The sequence below is a fragment of the Porticoccus sp. genome, assembly GCF_041592135.1.
Classification (GTDB): domain Bacteria; phylum Pseudomonadota; class Gammaproteobacteria; order Pseudomonadales; family Porticoccaceae; genus Porticoccus.
In genome coordinates, this window is the sequence record NZ_JBFHQR010000134.1 from 1 (window position 1) to 6,310 (window position 6,310).

General features: G+C 53.9%; 7 protein-coding genes. 1 reads left to right on the top strand and 6 read right to left on the bottom strand.

Annotation, left to right across the window (positions count from 1 at the left end; translation table 11 throughout):
- The 5 genes from ABY948_RS10520 to ABY948_RS10540 all read right to left on the bottom strand — a co-directional run.
- The coding region (locus ABY948_RS10520; protein WP_461482492.1) for a hypothetical protein at positions 1-871 on the bottom strand (871 nt) is incomplete at its 3' end.
- 110 nt (positions 872-981) lie between these two features.
- Positions 982-1,746, bottom strand: a complete 765-nt coding sequence (locus ABY948_RS10525; RefSeq protein WP_461482493.1) for a hypothetical protein — start codon at positions 1,744-1,746, stop codon at positions 982-984.
- Between the two features lie 420 nt (positions 1,747-2,166).
- On the bottom strand, positions 2,167-3,294 hold the full coding sequence (locus tag ABY948_RS10530; protein WP_461482494.1) for an NADH:flavin oxidoreductase: 1,128 nt from the start codon (positions 3,292-3,294) through the stop codon (positions 2,167-2,169).
- Between the two features lie 82 nt (positions 3,295-3,376).
- On the bottom strand, positions 3,377-3,991 hold the full coding sequence (locus ABY948_RS10535; protein ID WP_461482495.1) for a TetR/AcrR family transcriptional regulator: 615 nt from the start codon (positions 3,989-3,991) through the stop codon (positions 3,377-3,379).
- A 75-nt stretch (positions 3,992-4,066) separates the two neighbouring features.
- Positions 4,067-4,441 carry a YajD family HNH nuclease gene (locus ABY948_RS10540; protein WP_461482496.1) on the bottom strand — a complete coding sequence of 125 codons (375 nt, stop codon included), beginning with the start codon at positions 4,439-4,441 and terminating at the stop codon, positions 4,067-4,069.
- A 185-nt stretch (positions 4,442-4,626) separates the two neighbouring features.
- Between ABY948_RS10540 and ABY948_RS10545 the strand changes: the two genes are divergently transcribed.
- Entirely contained in the window at positions 4,627-5,526 is a 900-nt protein-coding gene (locus ABY948_RS10545) for a hydroxymethylglutaryl-CoA lyase (RefSeq protein WP_461482497.1), read from the top strand.
- Between the two features lie 44 nt (positions 5,527-5,570).
- On the opposite strand, the gene ABY948_RS10550 is transcribed toward ABY948_RS10545, so the two are convergent.
- On the bottom strand, positions 5,571-6,146 hold the full coding sequence (locus tag ABY948_RS10550; protein ID WP_461482498.1) for a phosphoribosyltransferase: 576 nt from the start codon (positions 6,144-6,146) through the stop codon (positions 5,571-5,573).
- Positions 6,147-6,310: the final 164 nt, after the last annotated feature.

Sequence of the window (6,310 nt, forward strand, 5' to 3'; positions counted from 1 at the left end):
GATCTCCAGATGCCTCGACGAGAGCTGAATGGGTCATTAATGCATTTTGACGATGCTTGTTAACAATCGCGTTATGCTTGTGATTAAGGAAATTTTTTGCTGACAAAAACATCATGTAAGCAATAACAGAAAATATTAGAAACTTACTTATAGATAATTGAACGGCATCGTATGTGTTTTCAGGTTTCAGGAATGGGATTTTGTGCAAGAACAAACTGATAACTGAAAATACAACCAGGCCTATTGCTAGGTAAACCGCATTTTTTTGCCATTTATTCGCTTCAACGCTGTGATGTTCATACTCAGCGTTGAAATGAGCGGCCTGCTTTGTTACGCCTTCTTCTGCTGCGACACGACGAATTTCATTCAGAACGTCTTGGGCATCCTTTTCATGCTGAGCGAGAGAGTCAGCTATTTTAATGGCTCTATCTTCAATAGATTGAAGCGTAGCTCGTGCCTCTGAATCTAATCGCTGAAAATCGGCTGACCTATGCAATGAATATGCGATATAGGCATGTAGGGCCAGAAAGGCTGGCTGGTATGCAGCCACTACTTGATTTATTAAAGTTGTGCGTGCAGCCCCAGGATCTTGTTGTTCAGGGTTGAATTCTAAAATCTGAGAAAATAATTTGAAATGGTTGTTCGCATTATTAAGAACAACCGTGAGGATGTTATCAGGAAAATCTTCTAGTGCTGTCAGAGACAATCGTTTATATAAATCAATAAGCTGCTTCGCAGGCTCAACCACATCACTAAAATTCAACCTGCTTCCCAAGTCAGATGTTCTTGGTAATTTTTCAACGTCGAAATTTTGAATCCGATTTAGAGACTCCTTTGCCTCTTCATATAATTCTTCTTTACCTACTATCATGATTTTTCCTTTAGTCTCGGATTCGATTAGAAGTTAACACCTGTAGCTGCGGCAAATTGCGAGCGCAGCGAGTAATTTGCCCGACAGCCTACATTTGTTATGCGAAAACACTATGAGTGCCCCGGTGAAGCAGCAGATACTGACGGCGGATCGATCATTCCGATAATCGTATGCCCAGGGTACATAGACTGCGTTTTGTCCTTCAATTTGTCTATATTTTGACGTAGCGCGGCTAAAGAATCATCTACCCCGGCCACCATATATTCAGTCAGCATTTTAAGGACTTGCGTATTTCTTCCGCCAAGCTCCTTCTCTAGTTCCGATGGTGGAAACGACGTGCCAAGGCGTTTTTCTACCTGCTCTACCGCAGGCTGTAGCACTTCTACATGCATTTTCGAACGCTGAAGTATTACATCCATTGTCGACGCAATCTCCTGCTCTGCTAGAGAGATAGTGCCGAGAATATTTGGATCGGAAGACTTAAATATAAAGGAGAGAGATTCATAGTCAATTTCAGGCTTGCCAAAAGCCATTCCCGCAGCCGGCATGATATATAGATGCCGCATTAAGTTTGCTCGGTGCTCATCAATGAATTGTGTTTTGAAAGCGTGAAGCTTGTTATACCACCTAGAAAGTTCAAATATAGCGTTATTTGCGGCGCTGACATCCCGCGCTTCGACATCTTTTCTGGCCTTTTCATTCTGAAGCTTAAATGCATACCAAGCACCGGAAAAGGCCGCTGCTAGAGTGATTAACGGAGTAAAGAAATAATCGAAAAGCGGCGTAATGGATCCCATATCGACGATCCGAGCACCGACCGAAAAACCAAAGATAAAGGAGATAGCCACCAGGCCAATTTTTGTGTGTGCCTTCATCGAGCTCTAATATCTCCCTTGCGCTTAACAGCTAATTATAAAGACTCGGGCACTATATCACTCTGGCACCCTATCCCAGGGTAGCCGCGCGAAGGAATGCGATTCATTTTCTTTTAAAACAACAGGTTGGCGGTATATAGGGAGGGTGCCGTTCGGCATAAAGTGCATCTCCTCGATGTTATTGGTTCATTCCGTTGTCCGCCTATCATATTCCAACACTCTTATAAATCAATTGGTTACCATACTTTTTTTCTTGTTATAGAGACTGATTCCGCTGAACAGGCTGTGAGCGATGTCGAGCATCTTTCCCCACACCATAAAAAAAACCCCACCATCACTGGCGGGGCCAAAGCTTTGCGTTGCACTAGCTGTCAACGCAACTTCTTGGGGTAAAGAGGGGTGAAAGGGGGATGAACAGAATCAGACCACCAGTTCATCCAGTGCCGAGACATCAAAGTTGGTGATTTCATCGAGACGGTTATCGCGCACCTTGTTGGCCCACTGGGGATCGGCGAGGATGGCGCGACCCACGGCGATCAGGTCGTAGCGGTTGTCGCTGATGCCCTGGGCCAGTTGCTTCAGGTCGACGCTGCTGTTGGCATCGGGGTTTTCCTCGCGGGTGAAGTGCCCTACCCGGAACTCCTTGTCCAGCCCGACGCTACCGACGGTAATCACCGGTTTGCCGGTGACTTTTTTGGTCCAGGTGGCGAGGTTGTCCGGTGAGCCGTCAAAGGCCGGTTCCCACATGCGGCGGGTACTGGCGTGGAAGTAGTCCACCCCGGCATCGGCCAGGGGCTTGAGGACGGCCCTCAACTCCTCGGGGGTATCGGCGATACGGGCACCGTAGTCGCCGAGTTTCCACTGGGAGAAGCGGAACACCACCGGAAAATCATCACTGACCACCGCGCGCACGGCTTTCACCACTTCCAGGGCAAAGCGAGTGCGGTTTTCCAGTGAGCCGCCGTAGCCGTCTGTGCGATGGTTACTCCCGGCCCACAGGAACTGGTCGATCAGGTAACCGTGGGCGCCGTGGATTTCCACGCCGTCGAAGCCGAGCAGTTCGGCATCGGCCGCCGCCTGGGCGTAGGCCATTACCGCCAGGTCGATATCATGCTGATCCATGGCCTTGACGGTCACCACGCCATCCACCACCACCTCATCGGGACCGACACCGGGCAACTCCGGGTTGGGCCAACTGCCGGGCATACGCGCCGCACCGGTGTGCCAGATTTGCGGGATCATTCTGCCACCGGCGGCGTGGACGCCATCGATGACTTTTTTCCAGCCCGCCAGGGCTTCCCTGCCGTGGAACGCGGGCACATCGGGGTAGCCATTGGCCACCGAATGGCTGATATAGGTTCCCTCGGAAATGATCAGCCCGACGCCGCCTTCCGCGCGGGCGCGGTAATATTTCGCCACATCGTCACCGGGCACACCGTGGGGGGATTTATTGCGGGTCATGGGGGCCATCACGAAGCGGTTGCGCAGTTCAATCTTGCCGAATTTGAACGGCTGAAAAATGTTTTTTGCTGCTGAGTCGTTATCCACGGCTATCTCCTTTATCAATCGGTTTTGTTACAAATACTTATTAGACCAGTCGTCTATTATTTAGAGTAAAAAAAAGCCCACCCTAGTGAATGACCTCTGCCGCCAGCCGTTGCCGGGTGGTACACAGGCAAAGTTGCAGCGCATCCGGGGTGCGGTTGACCTTGTTGACCAGGGTGGCACCCAGCCACATGCAATAGAGTTCACGGGCCAGTTCTTCCGGCTGCTGCTGCAATGTCAGTTCGTTGGCGGCGACAGCCTCGGCGATACACTGGGCAAGTCGCGCCTGAACCTTCTCAATGCCATTTTGCAGCGCCAGACGCATCGGCTCGGAGAGGTCGGCGACCTCCGCACTGAGTTTCACCACCGCGCATTTCTCTTCCTGACAATCACTGCATTGGGAATCCTTCCAATGCTCGAAATAATTGAGCAGCCGCTGTACCGCCGGGATGGTGGTGTCGCCCAGACAGGAATCGATTTTGACCAGATACTCACTGAAATACTCTTCCAGCAACACGCGGCCAAAGTCATCCTTCGATTTGAAGTAGTGGTAGAACGAACCCTTGGGCACGCCGGCATTGCTGAGAATTTCGTTGAGGCCCACCGCGGCGTAACCCTTGCCCAGGATGATGGACCTGGCGGAATCGAGGATTCTCTGGCGGGTGTCGGCGAACTTGGCCTGGGTTTTATCGGATGACATGGTGGGAGATCCTACGACAGAATAGACCAGTCGTCTAGTTTTTTATTGTCCAGCTAACCTGATCGCAGATAAGCCTTACTTATCCTTATCGCCCTTCATCATCTCTGCGAGTTTTTCAAATGGATTGTGGGTAGCGGCGCTTTTCTGTTTGTCGGGTATCACATCGCCGTAACCGGCATCCAGATAGCGGGAATGCTCGTTATCGTGGCAGTACAGGCACAGCAGCTCCCAGTTACTGCCGTCGGACGGGTTGTTGTCGTGGTTGTGGTCGCGGTGGTGCACGGTGAGTTGACTGAGGTTTCTGCGCTCGAACTCGCGGCCACAGCGCCCGCACACCCAGGGGTACAGTTTCAGTGCCTGTTCCCGATAGCCTTTGTCCCGCTCATCCCGAGCGGCGCGGGCCTGGGCAACGGTGCGGTCGAGCTTGTCTGAAGGGTTCGGTGAGGCCATGGGCGCAATCCAATCGATTTGATCTTTTGGAGTCTGTGGCGGCGCCGGAATTCCGTCAAGGGGCTTTTACCAACGACCCTGTCTGCAACCATGCCCCGTGACACTCAACTTGCCCTCTCACTTTCCCTGCCCGTTTAAAGCCAGTAACGTATGCTGTATCTATTGAGAGGATTCTGGCGACACCCATGCCCCTGCCGAAGAAAGTCCGCATTGTTGAAGTCGGCCCACGCGATGGCCTGCAGAATGAACCGCAGCCGATCAGTGCGGCGGTCAAGATCGAACTAATTGAACGGCTGGCGGATGCCGGCATTCGCTATATCGAGGCCGGCAGTTTTGTGAACCCCCAGTGGGTACCGCAAATGGCGGGCAGTGACGAGGTATTCAGGGGTATCGTCCCCAGGCCCGGCGTCAGCTACGCCGCCCTCACCCCCAATCTGAAGGGCTTCGAACGGGCACTGGCCGCGGGTGCCAATGAGGTGGCCATTTTTGCGGCCGCCTCGGAGACCTTCAGCCAGAAAAACATCAACTGCTCCATCGACGCCAGTCTCGACCGTTTCGCCCCGGTGATGGCTGCGGCCAGCGCCGCCAGCTTGCCGGTGCGCGGCTATATCTCCTGTGTGGCGGGTTGCCCTTACGAAGGCGCCGTGTCTGCGGACAAGGTGCGGCAGGTGGCGGAGCGGTTGTTGCAAATGGGCTGCTATGAAATTTCCCTCGGCGATACCATCGGTGTCGGCACCCCCGCCGATATCCGCCGGGTGATTGAGGCCGCAACCCAGTCCGTGCCCATCGAACAACTGGCGGTGCACCTGCACGACACCTACGGCCAGGCACTGGCGAATATCTACGCCTCACTGGAAATGGGTGTGGCGGTGGTGGACAGCGCCATCGCCGGGCTGGGGGGTTGCCCCTACGCCAAAGGCGCATCCGGCAATGTCGCCACCGAGGATCTGGTGTATATGCTCAACGGTCTCGGCATCGAGCACGGCGTCGACCTGGACAAGCTGCTGGCGGCAGGCCGCTATATCACCGAACAGTTGGGACGGGAGAGCGGCTCGAAAGTGGCCCGGGCGCTGGCGCAACCCTAGACGGCCTCCTCCCTAGACGGCCTCCTCCCTAGACGGACTCCTCCCTAGACGGCCTCATCCTGCAGCGCGCTCAACTTCTCCCGCAACGCCTCGATACCCGGTTTGTGGGCCAGCAGTTCCCGCGCCGTCATGCCCACCAATTCATGGGGGAATACCAGCCATTTATTGGTCTCGTGCAGGTAGTAGTCCGGCACCCGCTCGGTGCGGTTGTTGTCCGGTTTAAAGTATGGGGTGGCGAGGCGGATTTCCGGCGGCTTGTCGGCACAGGCTTCCAGAATATCGGTGACAATCTGTTGCAGGCTGAGGCCGGTGTCGTAGACATCGTCGACGATCAGCAGCGAATCGGCCTGGCGGATATGCTCGATCACATAGCCCAGTCCGTGCACCCGCACCGCCGCCGCGTGTTCGCCGGGGGCCGTGTAGAATGAGGTGCGGATGGCGATGTGGTCGGTGCTGATACCGAAGTATTCCAGCAATTCCTGCACGGCGATACCCACCGGGCTACCACCCCGCCACACACCGATTATGAAATGGGGACGGAAGCCGCTCTCCAGTACTTTCAGCGCGAGCCGAAAGGAATCGTCCAGCAACTGTTGTGCATCAATATACTGTTTGGTCAACGCCCTAGTCCTCCGTCAAAACCCTGATTATCCATGTTCGCTGGCGCGGCACCAGTGCTATCGCCATAATGACTTTATTGCAAAAATTAACCCACATTGCCATGCCTGAGTTTGATCCGCGCCAGTTACTGATCGACCTGTTTCACACCGCCGTGGCCACCGCC